General features: G+C 69.1%; 26 protein-coding genes. 13 read left to right on the forward strand and 13 right to left on the reverse strand.

The genetic code is table 11. From position 1 onward, the window contains the following. The 4 genes from KBI44_17590 to KBI44_17605 form a co-directional block, all read right to left on the reverse strand. Window positions 1-442: hypothetical protein (locus tag KBI44_17590; GenBank protein ID MBP9146295.1), on the reverse strand; the 442-nt coding region annotated here is incomplete at its 3' end. A gap of 51 nt (window positions 443-493) precedes the next feature. Next, entirely contained in the window at window positions 494-1,033 is a 540-nt protein-coding gene (locus KBI44_17595) for a hypothetical protein (protein ID MBP9146296.1), read from the reverse strand. Between the two features lie 171 nt (window positions 1,034-1,204). Beyond that, on the reverse strand, window positions 1,205-2,620 hold the full coding sequence (locus KBI44_17600; GenBank protein ID MBP9146297.1) for an FAD-dependent oxidoreductase: 1,416 nt from the start codon (window positions 2,618-2,620) through the stop codon (window positions 1,205-1,207). Between the two features lie 47 nt (window positions 2,621-2,667). Further along, the gene (locus tag KBI44_17605) at window positions 2,668-3,171 is read right to left on the reverse strand and encodes a tetratricopeptide repeat protein (protein MBP9146298.1); all 504 of its coding nucleotides are present in this window, start codon (window positions 3,169-3,171) and stop codon (window positions 2,668-2,670) included. A gap of 89 nt (window positions 3,172-3,260) precedes the next feature. On the opposite strand from KBI44_17605, the gene KBI44_17610 reads away from it, so the two are divergent. Next, window positions 3,261-5,033 (forward strand): cyclic nucleotide-binding domain-containing protein, encoded by a 1,773-nt coding sequence (locus KBI44_17610; protein ID MBP9146299.1) that lies wholly within the window; start codon window positions 3,261-3,263, stop codon window positions 5,031-5,033. Here the strand turns inward: KBI44_17610 and KBI44_17615 are convergent. The 6 genes from KBI44_17615 to KBI44_17640 form a co-directional block, all read right to left on the reverse strand. Next, window positions 4,987-6,228: an insulinase family protein gene (locus KBI44_17615; protein ID MBP9146300.1), complete on the reverse strand. Its 1,242-nt coding sequence runs from the start codon at window positions 6,226-6,228 to the stop codon at window positions 4,987-4,989. The two genes, KBI44_17610 and KBI44_17615, sit on opposite strands and share 47 nt — an antisense overlap. Beyond that, on the reverse strand, window positions 6,225-7,481 hold the full coding sequence (locus tag KBI44_17620) for an insulinase family protein (GenBank protein ID MBP9146301.1): 1,257 nt from the start codon (window positions 7,479-7,481) through the stop codon (window positions 6,225-6,227). Before KBI44_17620 ends, KBI44_17615 begins: the two co-directional genes overlap by 4 nt. A 77-nt stretch (window positions 7,482-7,558) precedes the next feature. Beyond that, the gene (locus KBI44_17625) at window positions 7,559-9,445 is read right to left on the reverse strand and encodes a serine/threonine protein kinase (GenBank protein ID MBP9146302.1); all 1,887 of its coding nucleotides are present in this window, start codon (window positions 9,443-9,445) and stop codon (window positions 7,559-7,561) included. After that, window positions 9,442-9,708, reverse strand: a complete 267-nt coding sequence (locus KBI44_17630; protein ID MBP9146303.1) for a DUF2007 domain-containing protein — start codon at window positions 9,706-9,708, stop codon at window positions 9,442-9,444. Before KBI44_17630 ends, KBI44_17625 begins: the two co-directional genes overlap by 4 nt. A gap of 100 nt (window positions 9,709-9,808) precedes the next feature. Further along, a complete protein-coding gene (locus tag KBI44_17635) occupies window positions 9,809-10,621 on the reverse strand; it encodes a metallophosphoesterase (GenBank protein ID MBP9146304.1) in 813 nt (270 codons plus the stop codon). A 152-nt stretch (window positions 10,622-10,773) separates the two neighbouring features. After that, complete coding sequence (locus KBI44_17640) at window positions 10,774-11,154, reverse strand: hypothetical protein (protein MBP9146305.1); 381 nt, start codon at window positions 11,152-11,154, stop codon at window positions 10,774-10,776. Window positions 11,155-11,271: 117 nt separating this feature from the next. Here KBI44_17640 and KBI44_17645 point away from each other — a divergent pair, with 117 nt between their 5' ends. Genes KBI44_17645 through KBI44_17655 form a run of 3 tightly spaced genes read left to right on the forward strand, consistent with a single transcriptional unit; the run spans window position 11,272 to window position 13,760 of the window. Continuing rightward, window positions 11,272-11,481, forward strand: a complete 210-nt coding sequence (locus KBI44_17645; GenBank protein ID MBP9146306.1) for a type II toxin-antitoxin system HicB family antitoxin — start codon at window positions 11,272-11,274, stop codon at window positions 11,479-11,481. A gap of 3 nt (window positions 11,482-11,484) precedes the next feature. Further along, window positions 11,485-11,706: a type II toxin-antitoxin system HicA family toxin gene (locus tag KBI44_17650; protein MBP9146307.1), complete on the forward strand. Its 222-nt coding sequence runs from the start codon at window positions 11,485-11,487 to the stop codon at window positions 11,704-11,706. A 47-nt stretch (window positions 11,707-11,753) separates the two neighbouring features. Next, window positions 11,754-13,760: a hypothetical protein gene (locus KBI44_17655; protein ID MBP9146308.1), complete on the forward strand. Its 2,007-nt coding sequence runs from the start codon at window positions 11,754-11,756 to the stop codon at window positions 13,758-13,760. Window positions 13,761-13,796: 36 nt separating this feature from the next. On the opposite strand, the gene KBI44_17660 is transcribed toward KBI44_17655, so the two are convergent. The 3 genes from KBI44_17660 to KBI44_17670 are packed head-to-tail and all read right to left on the reverse strand — an operon-like array spanning window position 13,797 to window position 15,227. Beyond that, the gene (locus KBI44_17660; protein MBP9146309.1) at window positions 13,797-14,372 is read right to left on the reverse strand and encodes a hypothetical protein; all 576 of its coding nucleotides are present in this window, start codon (window positions 14,370-14,372) and stop codon (window positions 13,797-13,799) included. Window positions 14,373-14,397: 25 nt separating this feature from the next. Next, window positions 14,398-14,832, reverse strand: coding sequence for a hypothetical protein (locus KBI44_17665; protein MBP9146310.1), 435 nt, complete (start codon window positions 14,830-14,832; stop codon window positions 14,398-14,400). A gap of 8 nt (window positions 14,833-14,840) precedes the next feature. Next, window positions 14,841-15,227 (reverse strand): DUF883 family protein, encoded by a 387-nt coding sequence (locus KBI44_17670; GenBank protein MBP9146311.1) that lies wholly within the window; start codon window positions 15,225-15,227, stop codon window positions 14,841-14,843. Between the two features lie 196 nt (window positions 15,228-15,423). On the opposite strand from KBI44_17670, the gene KBI44_17675 reads away from it, so the two are divergent. The 9 genes from KBI44_17675 (at window position 15,424) to KBI44_17715 (ending at window position 22,644) form a co-directional block, all read left to right on the forward strand. Then, a complete protein-coding gene (locus KBI44_17675; GenBank protein MBP9146312.1) occupies window positions 15,424-16,818 on the forward strand; it encodes an MBL fold metallo-hydrolase in 1,395 nt (464 codons plus the stop codon). Continuing rightward, window positions 16,815-17,792 (forward strand): YihY/virulence factor BrkB family protein, encoded by a 978-nt coding sequence (locus tag KBI44_17680; protein MBP9146313.1) that lies wholly within the window; start codon window positions 16,815-16,817, stop codon window positions 17,790-17,792. Before KBI44_17675 ends, KBI44_17680 begins: the two co-directional genes overlap by 4 nt. Before the next feature lie 156 nt (window positions 17,793-17,948). After that, window positions 17,949-18,302, forward strand: a complete 354-nt coding sequence (locus KBI44_17685; protein ID MBP9146314.1) for a LysM peptidoglycan-binding domain-containing protein — start codon at window positions 17,949-17,951, stop codon at window positions 18,300-18,302. Between the two features lie 66 nt (window positions 18,303-18,368). Then, entirely contained in the window at window positions 18,369-18,872 is a 504-nt protein-coding gene (locus KBI44_17690) for a hypothetical protein (GenBank protein ID MBP9146315.1), read from the forward strand. A gap of 402 nt (window positions 18,873-19,274) precedes the next feature. Next, window positions 19,275-19,529 (forward strand): hypothetical protein, encoded by a 255-nt coding sequence (locus KBI44_17695; protein MBP9146316.1) that lies wholly within the window; start codon window positions 19,275-19,277, stop codon window positions 19,527-19,529. Between the two features lie 38 nt (window positions 19,530-19,567). Further along, window positions 19,568-20,038 (forward strand): hypothetical protein, encoded by a 471-nt coding sequence (locus tag KBI44_17700; GenBank protein ID MBP9146317.1) that lies wholly within the window; start codon window positions 19,568-19,570, stop codon window positions 20,036-20,038. Continuing rightward, the gene (locus tag KBI44_17705) at window positions 20,035-20,811 is read left to right on the forward strand and encodes a 1-acyl-sn-glycerol-3-phosphate acyltransferase (protein MBP9146318.1); all 777 of its coding nucleotides are present in this window, start codon (window positions 20,035-20,037) and stop codon (window positions 20,809-20,811) included. The genes KBI44_17700 and KBI44_17705 overlap by 4 nt, the downstream gene beginning before the upstream one ends. A gap of 196 nt (window positions 20,812-21,007) precedes the next feature. Beyond that, on the forward strand, window positions 21,008-21,718 hold the full coding sequence (locus KBI44_17710; protein ID MBP9146319.1) for a hypothetical protein: 711 nt from the start codon (window positions 21,008-21,010) through the stop codon (window positions 21,716-21,718). A gap of 206 nt (window positions 21,719-21,924) precedes the next feature. Then, window positions 21,925-22,644 carry a hypothetical protein gene (locus KBI44_17715; GenBank protein MBP9146320.1) on the forward strand — a complete coding sequence of 240 codons (720 nt, stop codon included), beginning with the start codon at window positions 21,925-21,927 and terminating at the stop codon, window positions 22,642-22,644. Window positions 22,645-22,753 lie beyond the last annotated feature (109 nt).

Raw genomic sequence — 22,753 nt, forward strand, 5'->3', positions numbered from 1 at the left:
CCGAGATGATGTCGTTCAGGCCAGAGGCGCCGCAGGTCGACTTGATCACGCCGGCCTCTCGCACATCAATGCGCGGGCCTCTGCCCGGTGTGCTGAGGCTCTGGGAGTTCCCCTGAAACACCATCGGGAGCTTGGCCTTCACCGTACAGCTACCCAGGTTGGGGTCGCATCCCGGAGGCGAGACTTCGTACTCCACACCCCCGAACTCCCCCTTGAAACAGCGCAGGCCGACCGCGCACCCCATCGTACAGGCGCAGTTGGCGTTCTTCGGATGGAGCACTGCCGAATCGCCGTAGTTGGTGACCGGACCGCCAGCGAAGACCGAGCAGTGCTGGGCGGCCAGGGGCTGCGAGAGCGAAAGAAGGGAGAGGACAGCGAGGAGGGGAACGAAACCGCCCAGAGGATGAGCCTGCCGAGAGAAGGGAATCGGGGGCTGTCGCATCGTGGCTCTCCCGGGGCGCCATCTCACCCGGTGGAAGCCGGAGTGCGCCCCTCAACTATCTAAGAGCCGCGAGACATGGGTTTTCTGACAGCGAGAGGAAACTTTCTGCGTTTCCTCCTGAGATTGGGCGGAAAACCGCCTCCTCGCACGCTCCTGCGCGCGCGCCAGCATCGTTCCGACATCGCTTGCCCGGCACCCCAACCGTTCGGCGATCTCCCGGTGCGCCAAGCCTGCCGACGACCAGGTCAGCAGGGCGCGGTCGCGTTCGGGAACGAGTGCAAGCGCCTGTTGGAGCTGGACTCGAACCTCCCCCGTTGCCCCGACAGAAGGAGTCGTCCTTTCCTTGATCGGCTCGGTTCTCGCCTGCCGGCGAACGACCTTGGAATGGAGGCGAACCAGTGCGGTTCGGGCCCAGGAGATGACATCCACCACTTCGGCACCCTTCTGCACGAGGCACTTGAGGACCTCCTGGGCCAGGTCTTCGGCGAGCGAGCGGTTTCTCGCGACGCGGAGCGCCAAGGTGTGAACCTGCCCCGCTACGATTCGCCACTCGCGCGAGCTTCCGCGGAATCTGGCTTCGGTCTCACTCATCGGCGACGCCTCGGACCCGTCGATTCGTTTCTGGCGGGGAGCTGATCCTCCAATTCCTCTCGACATGGGAGCAATGCAGTGCTCGACACGGTCTAGGGCGACCACCGCACACCGACGGTGAGGGTGGGGATTCTGGCGCGACCCAGGGCGGGTCGTCTTGGCTGAAGTTCTCTAGAGGACGGGTTCGGTGGCGAGCGCGGCGCGCATCTCTTCGATGCGGGCGAACTTGACGCGCGGGCGGCCGGCGGCGCGGCCGCGTTCGACTTCGAGCTGGTCGAGGCGTTTCCAGCCGGCGAAGTCGACCGGGTGCAGCTCGCGGGCGGCGAGCAGCTCGTCGATCGGGGGCTTCGGTGCCGCCACCAAGGCCGGCAGATCCTCGATCATCATCGTGGCGGTCTCGGTGCCGTCGGGCTTGTTGCTGCCGATGAGCCCGGTCGGGCCGCGCTTGACCCAGCCTGCGGCGTAGAGGCCCGGCAAGGGGCTCCCCGCGGGGCCGTCGAGCACCCGGCCGCGGTCGTTGGGGATGATCGCGCGCCGGTCGTCGAACGGCACTCCGGCGAGCGGCAGAGAGCGGTAGCCGACCGCCCGCACGACGAGGCCGACCGGCAGGGTGAAGCGTTCGCCGGTGCCTTCGGCGCGAACGTCTCCGGCTGCGCCCACCAGCCGGTTGCGCTCGAGGCCGAGGCCGGTGACCCGCCCGTCCTCGCCTGCGATCGCCACCGGCGAGACCCGGAAGCGCAGATGGATCCGGCGCGGCGCGCCGGTCGATTCGCGTTCGGCGAGAGCGCGCAGGATCTCCATGTTCTTCTGCGCCTGGGGATCCTCCAGCAGCTCCTGCTCGCTGCCCGGATCGAGCTCGAGCTCCCGGCGGTCGACGACGACGTCGACACCCTGGAGGTGGGCGAGCTCCTTGAGCTCCGGGGGCGACCACTTGGCCTGCGCCGGACCGCGACGGATGATGAAGTGGACGTCGCGGATGCGGCTCTGCCTGAGGCACGCCAGCGCGTCGTCGCAGATATCGGTGGACGCCAGATCTTCCGGATTGCGCCCCAGGATCCGCGCCACGTCGACCGCGACGTTGCCGGCGCCGACGACCGCGGCCGCCTCGACCGCGAGGTCCACCGGCAGATCGAGGAAGTCGGGATGGGCGCTGTACCAGGCGACGAGCGCCGTCGACGAATGGCTGCCGGCGAGATCCTCGCCCGGTACGCCGAGGCGGCGGTCGCTCTGGCCGCCCACCGAGAAGACGACCTGGTCGTAGTGCGCCGTGAGGTCGGCGACAGCAAGGTCCCTGCCGAGCTCGACACCCCCCAGGAAACGCACTCGCGGATCGAGTGCCACGCGCTCGAACACCCGCACGACCTCCTTGATCTTCGGGTGATCCGGCGCCACGCCGAAACGCACCAGGCCGTAGGGCGTCGGGAGGCGATCGATCAGGTCGATCTGGAGGCGGTCTCGCGGTTCGCTTGCGGAGGCAGGACCGGCCTGCGCGAGGAGCGCCGCGGCGGTGTAGAAACCGGCCGGCCCGGCGCCGACGATGGCGATCCGCAACGGACGGTCGAAGGAGCGCGGCAGGCCCGGCAGCATGTCTGGAAGGATACAACGTCCGGCGCCCCGAGACGGGGCAACGGGCGCTAGGAATCTTCCGTCTTCATCTGCCGGCGGAGCTTGCCGAGCGTGCGGTTGACGGGGTTGTCGCGGGACAGGAAACCGACCACGGGCCGCTTGCGGACCCCGATCTCGGCGTGCAGGGCGCGCAGCGCCGCGTTGCGCGGATCGAGCGCGAGTCCCTGGGCGATCGCGTGGACGGCGCCCTTCCTGTTCTTGGCCAGGATCTGGACGCGGGCGAGGTTCAAGTGACACTCCGGGCTGTAGAAGCTGCTCTTGACCGCATGCTGGCAGAGGCGCAGCCCCTCCTTCACCTGCTTCTGGTAGCGCGCGATACCGTAGCCGAGGAACGAGTAGGCAATCCCGGGAATCTCGTCGCTGACCCCACGGTCCTTCACCAGGTCGGCGAGGATCGACATGCCGCGGGCCCAGTCGCCGGAGCGGCAGATCTCGACAGCGACCTCGGCAGTGGCGCGGGGCGTCCCGGCCTCGCCGACAGGCCCATGTGGCGGATCGATGCGGCTCGCCATCCCGATTTCCACCCTTTCCGTTCGAGTGCCCTTTCGGGCCCATGTTAGACTTTTTGCATTGTCGCGCTTCTAGCGGCCGGTGACAAGCGATGTCCGTCTCTGAACCGCCCGATGTCAAGGAACTCGTGGCGCTCGCGCGCCGATTCGCAGAGCGCAGGCTCTTCGATGAGGCGGCAGAGCTCTTCGGGGTAGCTCTGCGCCTCGAGCCGCGCAACCTCGGCACCCGATTGGCGCTGGCGCGCGTCCGCCGCCTGCAGAAGGCCCAGGGCAGGATCGCCGCGAAAGACCCGGTGGAGACGGCCCGCGAGGAGATGCGCCGCAACGGCATCGACGCCTCCCACTTCGTCGGCCTCGCCTGGCTCTATGCCGAGAAGGGCGAGGAGTTCCGGGCGCTCGAGTGTCTGCACATCGCCCGTCTCAAGGATCCCTTGAGCCCGGCGAACTTCAAGCTCGCGGCGCGCATCCATTTCCGCCTTCAGGATTACGACAGCGCCGCGGAGCTCCTCCAGCGTGCGTTGCGCTACAACCCGTTCGACCGCGAGGCCGCGGAGCTCCTCGGCCAGATCGAGTACGAGCGCAAGCAGTTCTCCGAGGCCCTCGCCGCTACGATCGACGCTTTTCTCCTCCTGCCCTCGGTGGACGAGGAGCGCGCCATCCGGCTGCGCCGGCGCATCCGGACCCTGAAGCACCTGCTCAACTGGCAGAGCAAGCAGGTCGTGGCGCTCTTCCGCGAGCGCGAGGAGCAACTCCACACTGCGTTCGACCGGCTGGAGTGGCGGCGTGAGCGCTTCCGCAGCGAGGAGACCTGGGAGAGCCTGGCGCTCGCGGCGCTGGTTGCCCCGCCCGACGACGGCGGCCGGTTGAAGATCGCCGCGCGCCTGCGCAAGCTCGCCGCCTGGTCGCACTTCACCGACGAGCAGATCTTCAAGCTCTCGGCCGCCGTGGAGGAGAGAAGCTACGAAGCCGGAGCGCGCCTCTTTGCGAACAACAGCGAGGGCGTCGACATCTTCCTGCTCGAGGAGGGCGAGATCAGCATCCAGCGCCCGACGCCCTACGGCACCTACCCTCTCGCCCTCCTGCAGGCGGGTTCGATGTTCGGCGAGGTGAACTTTCTCACCCGCGGCGTGCGCACCGGCGACGCCGTGGCGCTCAAAGCCTGCCGGCTGCTGATCTTCGACGGCGCCGAGCTCGAGGCGCTTTCGGGCAGCTGGTCGGAGTTCGGTGTCCAGCTCTACTGGGGCCTCTGGCACTCGCTCGCCGGGAAGCTGCGCTCGACGAACGACCAGTTGAAGACCTTCTTCTCCGCCGACAAGCAGCCGGAGAACTTCCTCCGGCTGCGGCGCGGCCGCGACGCCGGGGGAACGGTCGAAGTGCCGCCCGACGACAAGGTGCGCCTCTTCCAGGAGCAGGGACTGTCGAGCAAGGAGCTCACGACCCTCGCGACCTTCTCGAAGGAGCTTCGTTTCGAGCCCGGCGGCGCGCTCTTCGCCGAGGGCGACGACGGCCACGAGATGTACGTCGTGCTCGAAGGCAAGGTGTTGATCAGCAAGTACATCCCGGGAGCCGGCGAGGAGGCGCTCGCCATTCTCGAGCGCGGCGACTTCTTCGGCGAGATGTCGCTCATCGACGGCGACCCGCGCTCGGCCGACGCGCGCGCGCACGGCGGAGCGCTGACCGTGCTGGCGCTCGACCAGGCGACCATCCAGGAGATGCTCGTCCTCGATCCGCAGGCCTCGCTCGACTTCCTGAAGCTGCTCTGCCGGCTGGTCGCCAAACGCCTCCGCGAGATCGACGAGAAGGTCATCGGCTGGCGGATCATGTCCGGCGAGCGGACTCCCGAGATGTCGGCAGACCACGCGTAACGAGCAGGCGTTCGGGATCGATCCAGCGGCGCGCCGCTGCTGCCACCTCTTCCGCCGTGAGCGCCGCGATCTTGCCGGCGTGCCAATCCGGATCGTCGAGCGGCAGGTCGAGGAGCGCCGCCACCGCCAGGAGGTCGGCCCACTGCCGGGCCGTCTCGCGCCGGAACGGCTCTCTGCCGAGCAGATAGGAGCGGGCGCTCTCGAGCTCCTCGGCCGGGATCGGTTCGGCGAGGAAGCGCGCCAGCTCGTCACGCACCGACGCCTCGGCCTGATCGAGCGTTTCGGGCGCGGTACCGACGTAACAGACCAGGCGGCCTTCGTCGATCCCCGCGCCGGCAACGGTATCGGCGGTCGCGGAGTAAGCCAGGCCTTCGCGCTCGCGGATCCGCTGCGGAATCCTCCCGGTGAGACCCGAACCGGTGCCGAGCAGCACGGCCGCGACCTCGAGAGCCGGATAGTCGGGATGCGCCCGCGCCACGGTTCGCGAGCCGAGAAACAGGTGCGCCTGATCCTGGGCATGCGTCCCGATTTCGCGCCGCGCCACCGGCGTCGCGGAGGGGCTCGCCGGCACCGGGCGCGCGTCGCTCCCACCCGCCTGCCCGCCCACCGCCACATCGCCGAAGAGCTCGCCGACCCGCGCTTCGACCTGCGCCTCGTCGATCTCCCCGGCCACGGAGAGATGGGCGCCCCAGTTCAATGCCGCGGCGTGGAACTCGCGGCAGTGCTCTTGGCCGAGACGAGCGAGGCTCGCCGGGTCGCCCTGCAGCGGCCGGCCACGCGGATGGGGCGCATAGACCTGTTCGGCGAAAGCCCGCGCGGTCATGAGGTCGGCCTGATCGGCCTGAGCCTCGAGCTCGGCTGCCGCCTGACGTGCCAGCCAGCGCAGCCGGTCCTCGGGAAAGACCGACTCGAAGGCGAGCTCGGCGACCCATTCGAGTGCCAGCTGCCAGTCCACCGCCAGGGCGTCGAGCGCGAGGCCGTGGGTCTCGTACCCGCCGAAGCTCGAGAGGATCATGCCGCGGCCCTCGGCCTCGGCGGCGATCTCGTCCCAGGAGCGCCGGCGCGTGCCCTCGGTGAGAAGCCTGCCGGTGAGCAGCGCCTGTCCGGGGACCCTCTCGCAGCGCGCGCCGCCCACGAGAAGGAGTCGCACGGCGACGACCGGCGCGCCCTCGGTGCGGCGCAGACGGGCCTTCATTCGTCCTCCGGCAGGGAGAGGCCGAGTACCGATCCGGCCTGCGGGTCGAGGTAGCGCCGCGCCAGGCGCTGCAGCTCGTCGGCGTCGCATTCGAGCGCCCGGCGGACGAGCTTCTCCGGCTGAAGGAGATCGCCGTGCGCGAGCGCCAGCGCCGCGGTGATCGCCTGCTGATGGATGCGCTCCTGCTGAAACACCCAATCGGCGAGGAGAATCTGCTTGCCGCGTTCGAGCTCGACGTCGCCGATGAGGCGATCGCGCAGGAGGGCGAGCTCGCCCTCGAGCCGGCGCTCGACCTCCGCGGCGTCGCCGCCCGGGAGAAGCTCGAAGGAACAGGCGAGGTGCGCGGCGACTTCGGCCTCGGCGAGCCCGCTCGTCGCGGCGAGGCAGAGCTGCCCGACATCCACGAAGGCGCGATGCAGGCGGCTGGTGCGGCCGCCCCCCAGGATCGTCGCCAGCAGGCGGAGGCCCGCATGATCGGGGTGCTCGGGCGCAGGAGCCGGCAGCGCGAGCAGGAGCCGCGCGACCTCGCCGTGCCGCCGCTCGAGCCGGCGCGCGCCGCCGAGCGCCGGAGCGCCGGCGACCTCCGGGCGCGCCATCGCCGCCGGCGGCAGATCCCCGAACGCCTCCTCGACCCTGGCCGAGCTCTCCGGGCCGAGGTCTCCGGCCACGACGAGCAGGGCGTTCGCGGGGCGATAGAACCGGTCGTGGAATGCGGCGAGACTCTCGCGGTCGATGCCCGCGAGGTCGGCCTCGGTACCGAGCACCGGCGTCCCGTAGGGGTGGCCCGGGAAGAGCTCCGCCTGCACCGCGAGCTCGAGCGCGTCCCAGGGCTCGTCGCGGTACATCGCGAGCTCTTCGAGGATCACCTGGCGCTCGCTCGCCACCTCTGCCGCGTCGAGGGAGAGCGCGGTCATCCGGTCGCGTTCGATGGCGAGCGCCTCGTGCCAGCGATCGGCCGAGAAGGAGAAGTAGTAGGCGGTGAGATCGTGGCTGGTGAAGGCGTTGTTGTTGCCGCCCAGTGCCTGGGTCCGGCGATCGATCTCGCCCGGGCCGTAGCGCGCCGAGCCCTTGAACATCATGTGCTCGAGAAAGTGCGCACTGCCGCTCTCGCCGGCGGCCTCGTCGCGTCCGCCGACCCGGTAGAGCAGCACCGTGGTCACGATCGGAGCCTGGCGATTGGCGATCAGACAGACATCGAGACCGCTCGCGAGACGCCACTGCTCGACGCGCCCGGAGCCCGCGAAACCGCGCACCGCGTGTACCCACGGCGAAGCGGACTGCGAAGCGACTCCTGGACGGGCCGTTCGGACGAAAGGCCGGATCCGGGAACTCAGGGGCGCTCGCCCAGGCGGCGCTTCTTGCCCTTGGCGGAGGGTGGCCGCAGGTCGACCGAGACCAGCGTCGGCGACGGCGCCTCGGGCGAGGCCGAGACCCGGATCGTCATCGTCCGGCCCTCGTGGAGGATCCGCACGAGGTGATCGCCGCTCTCCGGGAGGTCGTAGGCGCGGCCATCCCGCTTCTTGGCGTTCCAGGTGCCGGCCTGGCCGATCACCCGACCGTCGATCTTCACGATCGCCTCCGGCGGTTCGACGACGAACGAGAGCGCCATTCCGGTGACCATCATGCGGTCGATCCGCGGGTCGACCCCGGGACGGTCGACGACCGGTTCGTTCACCTCTTCCGAGGCCTCCTCCGGCGCCGGTTCCGATTCGGCAACGGCCGGCGCTACGACCGGCGGCGGCACGGGGGCCGGCTTCGGCCTCGCCGGCTCGCTCTGGGCTTCCTGGGCAGGCGTCTGAACCGGCGGCGCCGGCTTCGGTTCTGGCACCGCGGGCGGGGTCTGCACGAAGCGCTCGCCAGCATCCGCGACCTTCGACATCGCGCCAGGATCGCTCGCCGGTGCGTTGGTCGCCGACCTCGCGTCCGAGGAGTCCGCAGGGCTCCCCGGCGCGGCTTCGCCGGGCTTCGTTCCCGATGGGTCGGTCGTGGCGGCAACCTTCGTCTCCGCCTTCCCGGCCTGCTTCGCGGCGATCCATCGGCGCGTCGCGAGACCCCCCACCACGAGCGCCAGCACGAGCAGCGCCACCGCTCCGCCGGCGACCCAGAGCCCCGTGCGCGAGCTGCCACCGGTGGCGCCGGCAGCGGAACCGACGAGCGGCCGCGGCGGTACCGGTGGATGAGAGGCCAGCATTTCGGTCGGCGCCTGGGTGAACGACGACGGCATCGCAGAACCAGCAGCCCGCGGCGGCGCCGGCGGCGCGGCGGAGTGTGCCGTGACGGCATCCACCGCGCGCTCCGATGTCGACATCCGGCGGGTGGAGTCGGTCGGCGCGCCGGCATCTTTCGCCGCCGGGCTGTCGAGAATCGAGGCCGGAATCTCCTGCTCGCAGATCGCGAGATCGCGCGCCACCTCGCCGGCGGTCTTGTAGCGCTCGTCGCGGTCCTTCTGCAGCATCCGCTGCAGAACCCCTTCGAGGCGCGTGCCGAGCTCCGGGCGGTCGACCACGATCGACGGCGGATCGCGATGGAGGATCTGATAGACCAGGGTCGTCAGCGTCTCGCCCTGGAACGGACGCCGGCGCGAGAGCACCTCGTAGAGGAGGACACCGAGCGAGAAGATGTCGCTCCGGCCGTCGAGCTCGTCGCCGCGGATCTGCTCGGGCGACAGGTAGTGCGGCGAGCCGACGACCGAGCCGGTCATCGTCAGGTCGGAGGTCTGGTCCTTGAGCTTGGCGATACCGAAATCGCTGACCTTGACCGTGCCGGTAGCGGCGGAGATGAGCAGGTTCGAGGGCTTGATGTCGCGATGCACCACACCCTGGCGGTGCGCGTAGTCGAGCCCCTCGGCGGCCTGACGGACGAAAGCGATCGCCTCCCGCAGAGTGACCGGGGGATCGACCTCGAGGCGCTGCGCAAGGTCGCTACCCTCGACGCACTCGAAGGCGAGATAGAGGACACCGGCGTCTTCGCCGACGTCGAACAGCGCCACGATGTTGGGGTGCAGGAGCTTGCCGGCGGCGCGGGACTCGCGCTCGAGACGGCGCTTGCGCTCCTCCATCTCATTCGGGCGGCCGGCCTCGATCTTGACCGTCTTGATGGCGACACGACGGCCGATCTGGGGGTCCTCGGCGAGGAAGACCTCCCCCATCGCGCCCGCGCCGAGCATGCGCAGGATCTGGTAGCGGCCCAGCCGCCCGCCTTCGACGATCGGACTCAACGCCTGACATCTCCCGGGACATCGCCCGGCATCGACCCCGAGACAGCGCCGCTCTCGCGCTCCGCGATCAGCTGGCGGGCGCGCCCGAGGTCGTCCGCATGCACGAGGATGCGCACCTCACCGAGCTTGCCGAAGGTCGCGGGCTCCTGATGGAAAAGGAGCGACTCGATCTGCGACGCGATTCCTTCGGCCTCGAGGAATCCGGCGACCAGCGACGCATCCTCTTCGGTACCGACGGTTTCGACGATTTCCCAGTTGTCCATGGCTCTCGGCCCACCTGCGGCCGCCTCCTCTTGCCCCTCCATGATAGCGCCCTCCCGACCCGATCGGCGGATTCCCGGCGGGCGGGGGCGACCGCCCGGCTCAGCGCGGAGGACGACGGCGGAAGCGCTGATCCGCCTCCGCCTCGAAGCGGCCGGAAGCTCCTGCCCAGAAATGCCGCTCGACGCGGAAACTGCCGTGCCCGATCTCGATCCAGTGCAGGCTGTTGCGGCCGATTTCGGGCCCGCGCCCGCGGCTCGAGGCGGTCGTCCCGGTATGCAGGGCGAGGAATCCGTCTTCGCCCAGCGGGCGGAGCTCGAGCGTCTGGTGGAGGTGCCCTGAGAGCACCAGATCGACCCGCTCTCTCCCCCAACGCGCGATCGCCTCGCCGGCCCGCCAGGCCGGGTGCTCGCATTCGACTCCGGGCGGACGGACCAGGTGATGATGCGCGACGACGATGCGAAAGAGCGCCGCGGGCGCCGCTGCGAGCAGGGCATCGACCTCGGCGAGCCGCCGGCGGCGGATTCTGCCGCCTTTGAGAGCGAACGCCTGCGCCGTGTTGACGCCGGCGACCAGGAGCTCGTCGTCCCGGAAGACCGGTTCGAGCTCGCGGTCGAAGTGCCGCCGCCAGGCGCCGAACGGCGAGAGCAGCCGTTCCCAGACCCGATAGAGCGGCACGTCGTGGTTGCCCGGCACGGCGACGACCGGCGCGATCCGCGCCAGCTCGTCCACGAAGGCGCGCGCCTCGCGGAACTGCCGCGGCTTGGCACGGATCGTCAGATCGCCCGAGAGGATCACCAGGTCCGGCCGCCGCACCGCCGCGAGCTCCAGCACCCCCGCCGAGACCTCCGGCAGATGCTTCGGCCCGAAATGGATGTCGGAAATATGCAGAACGTTGCGCAGTGGGAACCCCAGCCGCGAACTCTAGCCTATGGAGCCATCGCGGCCGGAAAAGAAAGGAAAAGCAGAGGCTTCCAGAAAAGGAAAAACAACAAAGAAATGGACCGGTCCACCACGCAGGCGTGGCGGCTCGCGGCGGGCGGGATTCGAGCACCACAGAACGGAAGCTACGCCCCCCCGAGCGCGAGTCGCGCCTCCGCCAGAAGCTCAGCCCCCGCCACCTCCCCCCGCATCACCCGCACATTCTGCGAGGCCGACCGGGCGCACTCGGCGCCGCAGCCGGTGAGCAGCACCGGCATCGCCGGCGCCAGCGTCGCGAGACCGCGCGCCAGCGCCAGCCCGTCGTACTCGCGCATGAAGCGCGGCGCCACGACGAGGTCGACCTCGCCTTGCAGCTGCATGTATCTGCGGAAGGCCGCGAACCCGTTCGCGACCTCCACCACTTCGAGCCGCGCCGACCGGAGCGCCGCCGCGAGCCCCGCCCGCAACTGCACATCCAATTCCGCCAGGAGTACCCGCCGCACCGGACCCGCCGTTCTCTCGCTCACGAGAGAAGAGACAGGCACAAGCGGGTTGTGGAACAGTGCGCGGTGAAGTGGCGGAGTCGTCTCCCTGCAGCGGAGGCGCGGGGTTTTGGTATTCTGCAGCGAAAGCGAGGCCACAGAATGAAGCACTTCACAGCGGTCATCGAACGCGACTCCGACACGGGGCTCTACGTCGGTTGGGTCCCGGGCTTCGCGGGCGCGCACAGTCAGGGCGAGACGCTGGACGAGCTCCGCGCCAACCTGCAGGAGGTCGTCTCGATGCTCCTCGAAGAGGGCGGCCCTCGCCTCGAGAGCGAATTCGTCGGCACCCAGACCATCGAAGTGGCCTGAACTTTGAGCAAGCTGCCGGTCCTGAAGCCACGCGAAGTTGTGGCACTTCTCGGGAATTTGGGATTTGCAGAAGTTCGACAACGCGGGTCCCATCGCCAGTTTCGCCATGCCGACGGTCGCGGAACGACCGTGCCATTTCATCCCGGGCGCGATATCTCGCCGACATTGCTTCGCCAGATCGCCGGGGACATCGGACTCTCTGTCGAAGCCCTCCTGGGCGAGTGAGAGCCGAGGATCGACCGCCCGAGATGGCTGGGCGACGAGGAGAATCAATGCGACGGACTTCTACCTGGACTCGATGCACCGCAGCTGCGATCCGCACGGCGCTGGTCGTCGTCTTGGGCTCCCTTCCCGGCGCCGCGCTCGCGGCAGTCTGGACGAGCGGCGGGCCCTACGGGGGACCGGTCCGGCAGCTCCGGATCGACCCATCGACATCCAGCACGCTCTATGTCGCGACCAACCACGGCGGGATCTTCAAGTCCGTCGATTCCGGCAGCACCTGGGCGCCGATCAACACGGGGTTCGGCATTCTGGACACGCGGGACCTGGCGATCGATCCGATCACCCCGTCGACGCTCTACGTGGCGGCCTATGACAACGGGATCTTCAAGTCCACCAATTCCGGCGGCGCCTGGGTGTGGTCCGGCACCGGCTTGCCGCCCTTCTCGCGGGTCCATCGCCTGGCCGTGAATCCGACGACCCCCGGCACGCTCTACGCGGGGCTGCGGGGCGGCGGCGTCTGGAAGTCGATCGATTCCGGCGCGACCTGGGCCGAGGCGAGCACGGGACTGACCGACCTCTTCATTACCGATCTCGCCATCGATCCCGTGACGACCTCGACGGTCTACGCGGGGACGCGCAACTCGGGAATGTGGAAATCCACCGACTCCGGCGGCAACTGGGTCGCCGCCAACACCGGGCTCGCCGATCCGGTCATCGCTGCCGTGGCGATCGATCCCACCACCCCCGCGACCCTGTATGTCGGGACGAACGGCAGAGCATGGAAGTCCATCGACGCCGGCGCCACCTGGGTCCCAGCCGATGCGGGGCTACCCGCGAGCGTCACGGCTTTTGCGATCGATCCCGCGACGACCGCAACGCTCTATGCGGGGACCCTCGCCAGTGGGGTCTACAAGTCGATCGACGGCGGCGGCACCTGGGTCTCCGCCAACACGGGAATCGAGAGCCAGAGCGCCTGGGCCGTGGCGATCGATCCGTCGGCCACCGCGACTCTCTACACCGCGACGACCCAAGGGGTCTTCGCGTCCACGAACGCCGGCGGCGCCTGGACAGGGACCAGCACGGGAATGACGAATCTCCGCATCCACACTCTCGCGGTCGATCCGGCAACCCCCACGACCGCCTACGCCGGGAGCGATCGTGGCGAGATGTGGAAGTCCACCGATTCCGGCGCCACCTGGGGAACCTCCAGCTCGGGCCTGCCGACCGATCTGACTCTCCTGGAACTGGCGATCGATCCAGTGACACCGACCACCCTGTACGTCGGGACTACCGGCGGGGTCTGGAAGTCCGCCGATTCCGGCGCCACATGGCAGGCCGCGAACACGGGGCTGACCAGCTCGTGGATCCATGCGCTGGCGATCGATCCGATGGCGCCCTCGACGCTCTATGCCGGGACGCAAGACGGCGGGCTCTTCAAGTCGACCGACGCCGCCGGCACCTGGGTCCAGGCGAACACGGGCTTATTCAGCCTCTTCGTCAACGCCCTGGCGATCGATCCCGTCGCGCCATCCACGCTCTATGCCTCAACCGTCGACATGGGGCTCTTCAAGTCCACCGACGCCGGCGCCCACTGGGTCCCAGCCAATGAAGGACTGGCCGGTCACACCGTCACGACCCTGGCGATCGATCCCGCGACTCCGGCGACGCTCTATGCCGGAATCAGCGAAGGGGTCGTCAAGTCCACCGACGCCGGCGGCAGCTGGCTCTACTCCGGCATCGGACTGCCCCTGGGGAGCCTCTACGTCATGGCCCTGGCGATAGATCCGACCAACCCCTCCACGCTCTACGCCGGAACTACGTACGCTGGCGTCTTCCAGTCCACGAACTCCGGCGAATTCTGGACGGCCATCAATACGGGACTGCCCCACCTGATCCTCTACGCTCAGGCTCTGGCGCTCGACCCCACGGGGGAGACGCTGTATGTGGGGTTCAACGGCGGCAGCGTTTGGCAGCTGGCCATGCCCCGAATCTTCGCCGGCGGTTTCGAGGCCGGCGACACCTGTGCGTGGAGCGCGACCGTCGGCGGCGGATGCTAGAACGCTTCGCCCCTTGAAGACGCCTGCCGGCTGCGGCTACGGGGACAACTGTTCGAGCACGATCCGTTCGGCCGGCTCGAGCGCGGGCAGGAGCTCCGGGCGATCTTCGACCAGCCCCTGGGCGTCGGCTAAATCCTGCAGGCGCTTCGAGCGGCGGCGCGCGGGATCCTGCGCGGCGCGCAGTTTGGCACGCAGCAGATCGATGGGGGCGAGAATCGGCAGCGGGAGGCCGTCGATCTCGATGACTCCGGCGCGGGCGACGCCGTCCGCCAGAACGGGGTCGTCGGTGATCTGCACCGGCGTGCCATCGGTCGACACCCAATTCTCGGAATGTTCGAAAGTCCCGGTGCGCCGGAACCCGGCGGCCTCGAGGGCGGTCGCGGGCCAGTCCGCGCGGTCGACGAGCGCGAGGTCGATGTCGATCGTCGTACGCGGCTCATGTCGGTGCACCTGCAAGGCGACCCCGCCGATCACGGCGTAGGCCACCTTCTCGTCGGCGAGGATCCGCGCCAGGAGTGCGAGCGTCGGCCGCTTGGAGCCGTCCATGAGCCCCTCCATCCACCGATAGAGCCGGTCGAGTGTGAAGCCGGTTTCGAGCTGTGCGACGGACATCGGAGGGGGGCCTTCGCCCGGGGCCTCAGCCGAGGTCGTCTTCGATGCGGGTGAGGACCTCCGCTTCGACGCGGGCGACGGCGAGGGCCGAGAGGGCGGAGAGGAGCGTGCGGCCCTGACTGCGGCCGAGCAGGTAGCCGCCGAGACCGGCGAGGAGGAGCGTCGGCAGCGGGTGGCGCCGCACGACCTTGCGCCAGTCGACCTCCGGAGGAACCAGGTCGTCGATCAGGTCGTCGGCGAGCGACGAGAGGCCGTCGGGGCCGTCGTCGTCCGCGAAGACGCGCCGATGACGCAGGAGATCGCGGTCCAGGAGGTCGTCCGGATCGTCGAAATCGTCGAAATCGTCATCGTAGGCGGGCTGGGCGGCGGCGTAGTCGGCGGCGGGCGAGGAGTGACCCCTCTCGCTACCCGACGAATGAAACCGCGAGGCCCTGTCGGCGCGTGCCGAGGGAGGAGCCATCGGCTTCCCTAGTCGTCGCGGCGGCGGCCGCCACGTACCAGCAGGCCGATGACGAACCCGACACCGGCCGCGATGAGGATCGACTTGCCCGGATTCTCGCGCACGTAGACGTTGACGTTGTCGGTCACCTGCGCGGCGTCGTGACGCACGCGCTGGTAGCCGGCGCGCACGCCCTCGGCCGCCGCGTCGTACTTCTCGCGCGCCGCCGAGCCGAGACGCTGGGCGCGTCGCCGGACCTCGCGCTGCGCCCGGCGGGCATTGCGCTCGAGATCCTCGGCCGCGCCTTCGAAGCGATCGCGCGCCTCGTCGATGCCATCGTCGATCACGTCCCGAGTGCCTTCGACGGCGTCGGAGAGCACCTGTCGCGCACGATCCACAACTTTGTTGTCGGCCATCTCTTCCTCCTCGCGAGCCCACCGTGTCTGCCGAGGCGCGTCGACCCGGGCCCGGGTTCCGTCCGCATGATAACCCCTCCGGAGCCCGCGGCCAATCGAGGAAAACCGCGGGTCGCGGGAGCCGCGGGTGGGAAGGGCGATCGCGGGCGGCGGCGCGATATCGCCGCTGCTACACTCGAGGCTTCCTGGAGGAGCCATGGGCCAAGTCAAGTTCGTCGGAGCGTGTGGCACGGTCACCGGCAGCTGCACACTGCTCGAGCTCGGTGTCGCCCGCCTGCTCGTCGACTGCGGCCTCTTCCAGGGCGACGAGGAGCTCGAGCAGCGCAACTGGAACCCCTTCCCGTTCCGGCCGCAGGACATCGACGCGGTGGTGCTCACCCACGCCCACCTCGACCACACCGGCCTCCTGCCCCGACTCGTCGCGCAGGGCTACGGCGGGCCGGTCTACTGCACGCGCCCGACCCGCCCGCTCGCCGGGCTGGTGCTCGAGGACGCCGGGGAGTTGCAGGAGGAAGAGGCCCGCTTCGCGAAGAAGAAGGGCTACAGCCGGCACGCCGACCCCCGTCCACTCTTCACGCGCCGTGACGCCCAGCAGGCGTTGCGGCTCCTCGAGCCGGTCAAGTTCGGCGACGAGCACGAGATCGCTCCCGGCGTCACCCTCCGCTACGTCCGCGCCGGGCATCTCCTGGGCGCCGGCTCGGTGGAGATCGCCGCGAAGAGCGCCCTCGGCGGCCGCCAGCGCTGGCTCTTTTCCGGCGACGTCGGGCGCTACGGCGCGCCGATCCTGCAGGATCCGGAGCCGCCGGGCGCGGCGCCCGACGCGCTGGTGCTCGAATCGACCTACGGCGACCGCGACCATCCCGACGAGGATCCTCGGCCGCACCTCGCCGAGATCATTCGCAGGACCTTCGATCGCGGCGGTTGCGTGGTGATCCCGGCCTTCGCTCTCGGCCGCACCCAGGACCTCCTCTTCCATCTCTCGGAGCTCGCGCTCGCCGGCGCGGTCGATCCCGATGCCGTCTTCCTCGACAGTCCGATGGCGATCCGCGCCACCGAGATCTATCGTCAGGCGGCCCCGGAGTTCGACGCCGAGACGCAGGCGCTGATCCGGGCCGACGCCAACCCGCTCGCCGTCGACCGCTTTCGCCGCTGTCATACGGTCGAAGAGTCGAAGGCGCTCAACGAGCGCCGCGAGCCCGCCGTGATCGTCGCCGCGAGCGGTATGGCGACCGGCGGTCGCGTCGTCCACCACCTCGGCCGCCGGCTGCCGGATGCGAAGAGCTCGGTGGTCTTCGTCGGCTACCAGGCGGCGGGCACGCGCGGCCGGGCACTGCTCGACGGCGCGCAGACGATCTCGATCCACGGCCGCCGCGTTCCGGTGGCGGCAGAGATCGTGCAAATGCAGGGGCTCTCGGCGCACGCCGATTGCGACGAGCTCCTGCGTTGGTGCCGGGCGTTGCCCGGCAGGCCGCGGCGCGTCTTCCTCAACCACGGCGAAGATCCGGCGAGAAAGGCCCTCGCCGCCGCGATCCACGAGCTCGGCTGGCCGCGTCCGGAGCTGCCGCTCGCGGGGACGAAGGCCGATTGGTGAAGAAGGCCCCGCTCGCGCCGTTCGCCCCTCTGGCGAATGCAGTGCAGCAGGGCGCGACCCGGGCGCAGCGCGTGGTCGCCTTTCTCCGGCGGGCGCTGCGCAAGGCGCACGGCGACCGCCTCGGCCTCGTCGCCTCGGCGCTCGCCTTCTCGAGCGTCCTTTCGGCGGTGCCGCTGCTGGCGGTGATCTCGCGCTTCGTGGCGCGCGCCGTCCAGCAGGACGAGGGCCGCACGCTCAGGGTGTTGACCCAGCTCCTGCCGTACTCGGAGCAGACGCTCGTCACCGCGATCGACTCGTTCGTCGCGCAGGCCGAGGCGCTCTCCGGACTCGCCATACTCGGCTTCCTGGTGACCTGCGGCGCGACGTTCCTCACGATCGAAGGAGCGATCGACAAGATCTTCCGCGTCGAACGCCGCAAGGGGCGGATCCTGCACCGCCTCTTCTCGTTCTCGCTGGTCGTGGTCTGGGGACCGCTGGCGATCGCCGGGTTGGTGGCACTGCTCCTTCACCTGGCGGAGAATCCGGCCTTCTCCGGCTACCTGCGCCGATCGATGCTCGCCCTCTGGCTGCCGCCGCTCCTCACCTTGCTCGGCCTCACGCTGCTCTTCTGGTGGGTGCCGAACCGCAAGGTCAAAGTGCGCAACGCCCTCGCCGGCGCCGCCGTCGCTGCGCTGGCCCTCCACGGCCTGCAGTTCGGCTTCCGTGCCTACGTCGGCCTCTTCAGCGCCGCCTCGCGCGTCGTCTACGGCTCTTTCGCGATCGCTTTCTTCTTCATGCTCTCCCTCCAGATCGCCTGGTGGCTGATCCTCGTCGGCATCGAAGTCACGGCGAATCTGGAGCTGGGCGAGGAGACGGTGCCGACGGAACCTCGCCTCGGCGCCCCCCCGCCTGCGACCGCGCGCACGGACGGTGAGGGGGGCGAAGAGGCGATCGAAGTGGCGAGCGGAACCGCGCGGGGGGGCGAGTCCGGCTAGTCCCGGTTCGCTACCAGCGCACCTTGCCGGGACAATTCTGCAATCGAGCCCGACCGACGCCTCCAGATCGTGCCGAGGCGCTCGCAGATTCGGCGGGCGAGCCGTCGCGCCGCCATGGCACCCGGCTTGCTACCTCCCCCGCAGGAGGAAACTGCCATGTCGTTTTTCAAAAAGGACGCTCCGACCGGGAAGCCCGGCTTCGCGAACGTGAAGTCGGGCGCTTCGTCCACGGGCGAGGCTCCGAGAGCAACAGGCACGCCGGGGACGTCCGGTCCGAAGCCGGACTTCTCGAACGTGCGGAGCGGCGCCTCTTCGACCGCACCCGTGAGCGATGCCCCCGGCGCGACGACCTACGTCGTCCGCAGCGGCGACAGCCTGTCGAAGATCGCCAAGCGTCACTACGGGGACGCCAATCTCTGGCCGCGCATCCACCAGGCCAACCTCGAAGTCATCGGCAAGAGCCCCGATCTCATTCACCCGGGGCAGACGCTGCTACTGCCGCCGGTCTGACGAATCATCGTGTTGCCGGGTGGAAAGCCGCACCCGGAGCGTCCCATCTCATTCCAGGAGCCAGGCATGACAACGAAGAGAATCGCCGCCCCTACGGTCGCCGGAACCTTCGCCGCTGTGTTGCTGGTCGCTGCTTTCGGCGGAACCGTCGCCTGCAAGAAGAAAGAGACCGCGGCGCCGAGGCCCGCGCCCGAGACGACCACCTATTCGACGCCGGCCCCCGCGCCGGCCCCGGCTCCGGCCGGACTCGAGTTCCGCGAGCTGCGTCTGGGCAAGGCGGTGAACGCCGACAAGTCGGTGACCACCGACGTCGGGACTTTCGCTCCGGGCGACACCCTCTACGCCTCCGTGGCGACCTCCGGCAGCTCGGCCTCGACACCGATTCGCGCCCTGTGGACCTACCAGGACGGCCAGGTGGTGAGTGATGACACGCAGACGATCTCCGGCACCGGCTCCAACCTGACGGAGTTCCACATCTCCAAGCCCGACGGCTTCCCGGCCGGCAACTACAAGCTCGAGGTCTTCATCGACGGACGCTCCGCGATGAACCGCAGCTTCGACATCCGCTGACCCCCGCAGCACCCCGACAATCGCCCGGTCGAGCCGCCCAGGCTCGACCGGAAGCGGCAGTTCCGCTACGGAAGGACGGCGCTCCAGGCCTCGCTCGGGGCGACGCCTTCGAAGTCGTCAACGCCAGTGAAGGTGCCAGGCGATCTCCTGCCAGGGAGGGTGCCAGGCGATTTCCTTCGATTCTCAGCATGGCCGCAGGGCGGTATCCTTCTGCTGCAGGAAGGTGCCAGCAGGAAGGTGCAGCAGGAAGGTGCAGCAGGAAGGTGCCAGCCTATTCCTCGCGCAAAGCATTGCAATAGAGACGCTTGACAGTTGGGGTCCGCGATCGGCGTCGGCGGCCGACAGGGCAGCGCACGTACCTGCCTGGGTCGGAAATGGCATCCGAGTGGTATTCTCTACCCCATGATCACCACCATCGACAAGGCAGGCCGCGTGGTCATTCCGGCGGCCGTGCGAGAGCGGGCGGGATTCGAGCCCGGGACGCAACTGGACGTGCTGGTCGACGAGTTCGGGGTGAAGCTGGTGCGGCGCGTCTCGCCGCCGGCGCTGCGCCGCGTGCGCGGGCGCTGGCTCGCGCAACCGACGTCGCCCAAAGCTGTGCTGCCGAAGATCGACCCGGCGGCGTGGATCGACGAAGAGCGCGACCGGTGGCCATGACAGAAGCGCGACTTTCGCCGATCACGATCGGAGAAAGCGTGTCGAACGGAACGGTTTTCTTCGATACCAGCGTGCTCCTCGCCGGCCTGATCGATTTCGGCGAAAGCTCGGTCGCTCCCATCGCGCTTCTGGACCGGGTGGCCCGAAAAGAGATCGAGCGGCCCCAGACCGCCTGGCATTGTTGCCTCGAGCTCTTCTCCGTCGCGACTCGCCTCCCTGAGGAGTATCGCCTCACCCCCTCCGATGCCCATCGGCTGATCGGCGAGGAGATCCTCCCCCACTTCGTCGTCCACGACCTGCCGCCCGAGCGGCGCGCGCTGTTCTTCGCCGAGGCGGCGACGGACGCCATCGCCGGAGGGCGGATCTACGACGCCGAGATCGGCGCGGTCGCGGCAGCGGCGGGCGCCCAACTCCTCGTCACCGGCAACCGGCGCCACTTCATCTCTCTCCTGCGTCGCGGCATGCGGGTGCTCACCGCCGAAGAGCTCCTCGCGGAGATCCCCAGGTGATCGCCGACCGCCCGGCTCGCTCCGCATCTCCGGAGGTGCGCGCCTGGAGCGATCCGCTGCGTTGGCTCCTGCTGCCGTGGACGCTGCTCGTCACCTATCCGCTGATTCTCGTGAGCACAGCGCTCTTCGGCACGCTCGCGGTCACCCTTTCCCTGATCAGCAAGCATCTCGGCTTTCATGCCGGCGTTTTCTGGGCGCGGAGCCTCACCTGGGGGAGTTGGGTCCGGGTGCGGGTCGAAGGCCGCGAGCACCTCGCGCCGAACCAGTCCTACGTCATGCTCTCCAACCACCAGGGCGCCTACGACATCCTGGCGCTCTACGGCTTCCTCGGCCGCGAGTTCCGCTGGGTGATGAAGGAGGAGCTGCGCAAGGTCCCCTTTCTCGGCTGGGGGTGCGCTGCGATCGGCCACATCTTCGTCGACCGCGGGAACTCCGCCCGCGCCATCGCCAGCCTCGACGCCGCCAAGAGCCACCTCACCGGCGGTGTCTCCGTTCTCCTGTTCCCCGAGGGGACGAGGAGCGACGACGGCCGCCTGCTGCCGTTCAAGAAGGGGGGCTTCGCCATCGCCCGCCAGCTCGACCTGCCGATTCTGCCGGTCTCGATCACGGGCTCGAACCGGATCCTGCCCAAGGCCTGCCTCTTCCCGCGCCCCGGCACCGTTCGCGTGCGCTTCCATGAGGCGATCGTGCCGAGCGCTGTGCCCGACACCGCGGAGCTCATCGAGCGGGTGCGAGCCGCGATCGAGTCGGGCCTCGCGCAGGACGAGCGCTGACGGGGGCACGAGAGCGCACGCCCGATACCGGCGACCATCCCGGACCTTGGTCCAAGGAATTTTTCGGATGCCCATCTCTTGAAAGGCGCATAAGATGAGTGCTCTCGGTGATGCCCCTACTCTGGAGGCATTGCGACTGGAGACCACGCCGCTCGACGGCGAACGTCCACTCATGCCGACTTTCTGAGGAGGCACCATGACAAAGAAGAACCGACGGAAGATGATCCTCGCCGCATCGCTCTGCCTGTGCGCCCTGATCGCCCCTGCCGTATCACAGGCCCAGGCCGCCCCCGAGCTGAAGATGCCCCAGCCCGGCGTACCGGAGATCTTCACCCTGGAGGGCAAATTCGTCCGCGCCGCCTACAACAACGAGGGCTACGTCATCCTCGGCTACCAGCCCGCCAACCGCTCGATCGGCGGCAAGTGGATGCTGCTCGAGATCGGCGTCACGCTACTCGGCGACACGCCCAACTACAAGCTGACCCGCGACGCGCTTTCGCTCGAGACGCCCGACGGCAAGACGATTCCCCTTGCGACGGTCAGCGAGCAGCGCGCCGGCGGCACTCAGGGTCTCCAGGAGCGGGCGAAGATGCAGCGCGACTCGATCGACTACTTCCCGTCGCGGGCCAACCAGCCGTGCCGCCTCGCGTTCTTCGCCGATCTGGACTCGCCCGGGATGCCGTTCGACGAGGTCGAGCTCTCCCCCGTCCGCGCCTGCCTCGGCCGGATCTACTTCAACGTCCCCGAAGGCATCGCCTACGGACAGCACTGGCTGAACGTGAAGTTCCAGAACAGCCTCGTCCGCGTGCCCTTCAAGATCCTCACCAAGGACGAGGAGAAGTTCGTCGGCAAGAACCTCAAGGACATCCAGAAGCAGGTCGAAGAGGCGTTCCAGCCGAAGAACTGAGGCTCGCCCGCCGGGGGCGGCTCTACGGTCTCACTCGGAGGACGGCGCAAGGTGACACCCGTCACCCCGACAGGTCGGACCCCTTCCTGCGGCGGCCCCGCAGGAAGGGAGACCGCCGCAAGGAGGCGGGAACGGGCCTTGCGGCCCGGGAAGCCTGATTCCCTCCGCGGGCCGGCCTTTCGCGGAGTCCCACGGAGGAGTTGCCCATGCTGATCCCGCGCCGACCGTCGTTCCTCCTCGCTGGCCTCCTGTTCCTTGCGGCGGCGCTCGCGCCGGCCGCTCCGGCCGTTGCTCAGGCTCCGAGCCCGTCCACCGTCGAGATGCCCGACCCCGGGGTGCCGGAGGTCATCACCCTGAAGGGCAAGTTCCTACGCGTCGCCTACAACGACGAGGGCTTCGTCGTGCTCGGATTCATGTCCGCCAACCGCGCGATCGGCGGCGAGTGGATGCTGCTCGAGGTCGGAATGACGCAGCTCGGCAAGACCCCAGCCTACTCCCTCACGCGCGACGCGATCTCGCTCGAGACGCCGGACGGCAAGACCCTCCCCATGGCGGCGGTGAACGATCAACGGGCCGCCGGCACCGAGGCGCTGCAGTGGCGCGCCACCCGCGAGAACCCTTCGATCCTGTACTTTCCGACCTTCGCGAGCGAGCTCTGCCGCATCCCCTTCTTCGCCGACGTGGACTCCCCCGCGATGGTCTTCGACCAGGTCGAGCTCACCACCCGCCGCGGCTGCATCGGCCGGATCTACTTCCACCTGCCGGGCGGCATCGCGCTCGGGCAGCATTGGCTCAACGTGAAGTTCGCCGCGAGCGTCGTGCGGGTGCCGTTCACGATCCTGACCCCGGCAGAGGAGCAGTATCTGCAGGAGAACTTCAAGGAGATCAAGAAACAGGTCGCAGAGGCATTCCCGGCGAAGAGCTGAAGGCCGTCCCCCTGGACACCTGCCGCCCCTGTATGTACAGTATTACGTACAGTCCGGGAGCCCAGATATGGATGCCATCACCTACACCACTGTTCGTGCCAACCTCGCC

This window comes from Thermoanaerobaculia bacterium, assembly GCA_018057705.1.
Classification (GTDB): domain Bacteria; phylum Acidobacteriota; class Thermoanaerobaculia; order Multivoradales; family JAGPDF01; genus JAGPDF01.

What these genes read in the sequence shown, in the direction of transcription:
- KBI44_17665 (MBP9146310.1), bottom strand. Translation starts at nt 14,832, where the DNA reads ATGGCTCCTCCCTCGGCACGCGCCGACAGGGCCTCGCGGTTTCATTCG.
- KBI44_17690 (MBP9146315.1), top strand. Translation starts at nt 18,369, where the DNA reads ATGACAACGAAGAGAATCGCCGCCCCTACGGTCGCCGGAACCTTCGCC.
- KBI44_17645 (MBP9146306.1), top strand. Translation starts at nt 11,272, where the DNA reads ATGAAGCACTTCACAGCGGTCATCGAACGCGACTCCGACACGGGGCTC.
- KBI44_17610 (MBP9146299.1), top strand. Translation starts at nt 3,261, where the DNA reads ATGTCCGTCTCTGAACCGCCCGATGTCAAGGAACTCGTGGCGCTCGCG.
- KBI44_17715 (MBP9146320.1), top strand. Translation starts at nt 21,925, where the DNA reads ATGCTGATCCCGCGCCGACCGTCGTTCCTCCTCGCTGGCCTCCTGTTC.
- KBI44_17615 (MBP9146300.1), bottom strand. Translation starts at nt 6,228, where the DNA reads ATGAAGGCCCGTCTGCGCCGCACCGAGGGCGCGCCGGTCGTCGCCGTG.
- KBI44_17695 (MBP9146316.1), top strand. Translation starts at nt 19,275, where the DNA reads ATGATCACCACCATCGACAAGGCAGGCCGCGTGGTCATTCCGGCGGCC.
- KBI44_17685 (MBP9146314.1), top strand. Translation starts at nt 17,949, where the DNA reads ATGTCGTTTTTCAAAAAGGACGCTCCGACCGGGAAGCCCGGCTTCGCG.
- KBI44_17675 (MBP9146312.1), top strand. Translation starts at nt 15,424, where the DNA reads ATGGGCCAAGTCAAGTTCGTCGGAGCGTGTGGCACGGTCACCGGCAGC.
- KBI44_17655 (MBP9146308.1), top strand. Translation starts at nt 11,754, where the DNA reads ATGCGACGGACTTCTACCTGGACTCGATGCACCGCAGCTGCGATCCGC.
- KBI44_17595 (MBP9146296.1), bottom strand. Translation starts at nt 1,033, where the DNA reads ATGAGTGAGACCGAAGCCAGATTCCGCGGAAGCTCGCGCGAGTGGCGA.
- KBI44_17630 (MBP9146303.1), bottom strand. Translation starts at nt 9,708, where the DNA reads ATGGACAACTGGGAAATCGTCGAAACCGTCGGTACCGAAGAGGATGCG.
- KBI44_17670 (MBP9146311.1), bottom strand. Translation starts at nt 15,227, where the DNA reads ATGGCCGACAACAAAGTTGTGGATCGTGCGCGACAGGTGCTCTCCGAC.
- KBI44_17710 (MBP9146319.1), top strand. Translation starts at nt 21,008, where the DNA reads ATGACAAAGAAGAACCGACGGAAGATGATCCTCGCCGCATCGCTCTGC.
- KBI44_17600 (MBP9146297.1), bottom strand. Translation starts at nt 2,620, where the DNA reads ATGCTGCCGGGCCTGCCGCGCTCCTTCGACCGTCCGTTGCGGATCGCC.
- KBI44_17660 (MBP9146309.1), bottom strand. Translation starts at nt 14,372, where the DNA reads ATGTCCGTCGCACAGCTCGAAACCGGCTTCACACTCGACCGGCTCTAT.
- KBI44_17605 (MBP9146298.1), bottom strand. Translation starts at nt 3,171, where the DNA reads ATGGCGAGCCGCATCGATCCGCCACATGGGCCTGTCGGCGAGGCCGGG.